Source organism: Vibrio sp. Vb0349, from assembly GCF_033338975.1.
Genome location: NZ_JAWOTS010000102.1, coordinates 1 through 1,820 on the forward strand (window position 1 = coordinate 1; position 1,820 = coordinate 1,820).

The 1,820-nt window shown below is 46.9% G+C and carries 2 protein-coding genes; both read left to right on the top strand.

Annotated elements, in window-relative coordinates; translation table 11 throughout:
* The first annotated feature begins 166 nt into the window (after window positions 1–166).
* A complete protein-coding gene (locus R7Q47_RS23575; protein ID WP_005456607.1) occupies window positions 167–1,021 on the top strand; it encodes an MIP/aquaporin family protein in 855 nt (284 codons plus the stop codon).
* Window positions 1,022–1,071: 50 nt separating this feature from the next.
* A partial coding sequence (locus tag R7Q47_RS23580; protein WP_318089535.1) for an FGGY family carbohydrate kinase occupies window positions 1,072–1,820 on the top strand: 749 nt, incomplete at its 3' end.

Here is a 1,820-nt window from a genome sequence, read left to right on the forward strand (position 1 = left end):
AGTTTCCTTTCTGGTCAAAAGATGCGCCATTTAACAAAAACGAAGAGTTTGGTTAACAAATTCATGCTCAAACGCTCATTTTTAACGCTCGTTTGTTTTCGCAAACGTTTATATGTGCACAATACTATCGTGCTAGATAAGCAAAAATAACTATAGGACTCTTAACATGACAACCAACAAACACCCCTCTCTGCTCGGAGAATGTTTGGCCGAGTTCATCGGTACAGGACTACTCATCTTCTTCGGCGTTGGCTGCGTCGCAGCCTTAGTGTTAACAGGCGCATCTTTTGGACAATGGGAAATCAGTATTGTATGGGGCTTAGGTGTCTCCATCGCGATCTACTGTACTGCCGGCGTTTCAGGCGCACACATCAACCCAGCCGTGACCATTGCATTAGCGATGTTTCATGGTTTCGATAAAGCGAAAGTGGTGCCGTACATCATCGCTCAGATGTTAGGTGCATTTTTCTCTGCCGCTTTGGTTTACAGCTTGTACAGCAACCTTTTCACCGATTACGAAATCGCACACAACTTTGTACGTAGCAGCCAAGACGCCCTTGCAACGGCTGGTATTTTCTCAACTTACCCACACGCTTCTCTTTCTTTCTTTGGCGCATTTGCTGTGGAATTCGTCATTACAGCTGTATTAATGTTTGCCATTTTGGCTCTGGGTGATGAAAACAACGGTGCCGCTCGTGGCGCGATGAACCCATTATTGATTGGTATTCTGATCGCGGTTATTGGTGGTTCTCTTGGTCCACTGACTGGCTTTGCGATGAACCCAGCTCGTGACTTTGGCCCTAAACTGTTCGCGTACTTTGCAGGTTGGGATTACGCACTGACCGGCGCTAAAGACATCCCTTACTTTATCGTTCCCCTTCTTGCTCCTATTGCGGGTGCTTGCTTTGGTGGTTGGTTATATCCAAAAGCGATCGCGGCGTACCTCCCTCGCCAAGGTCACGGTTGTACCATTCCAAACCAATGTGATACTGAAGAAGAAACAGAAGAAGCTCGAGCTTAACCGCTTGCCAATTACTAAAATATAAATAACGAAACAAAAGGATTCTTACCATGACTGAGCAAAAATACATTGTTGCCCTCGACCAAGGTACGACAAGCTCTCGCGCTGTTATTCTTGATCACGACGCCAATATCGTAAGCGTCGCTCAGCGAGAGTTTACTCAGATTTATCCACAAGCAGGTTGGGTTGAGCACGATCCAATGGAAATCTGGGCAACACAAAGCTCTACATTAGTTGAAGCTTTGGCTAAGTCAGGCATCCGAAGCGACCAATTAGCTGCCATTGGTATTACGAACCAACGTGAAACCACCATCGTCTGGAACAAAGAAACAGGCAAACCCGTTTACAACGCGATCGTATGGCAATGTCGTCGTACCGCAGACATTTGTGAAGACCTAAAAAGCCGCGGCTTAGAAGATTACGTTCGCGACAACACCGGCTTGGTGCTTGACCCTTACTTCTCTGGCACTAAAGTTAAGTGGATTCTGGATAACGTAGAAGGCGCACGCGAAGATGCAGAAGCAGGTAAACTGCTGTTTGGTACCGTCGATACGTGGTTAGTATGGAAGATGACTCAAGGCCGCGTTCACGTTACTGACTACACCAACGCATCACGTACCATGCTGTTTAACATCAACGACCTATGTTGGGACCAAAAGCTGTTGGATGAGATGGGCATTCCGGCGTCAATGATGCCAGAAGTAAAACGCTCTTCGGAAATTTACGGCAAAACGAACATCGGTGGTAAAGGCGGTACTCGTATTCCTATCGCAGGTATTGCAGGTGACCAACAAGCGGC

Bases quoted from the DNA above. Each gene is read 5' to 3' on its own strand.
- R7Q47_RS23575 (WP_005456607.1), top strand. From the start codon at position 167: ATGACAACCAACAAACACCCCTCTCTGCTCGGAGAATGTTTGGCCGAG.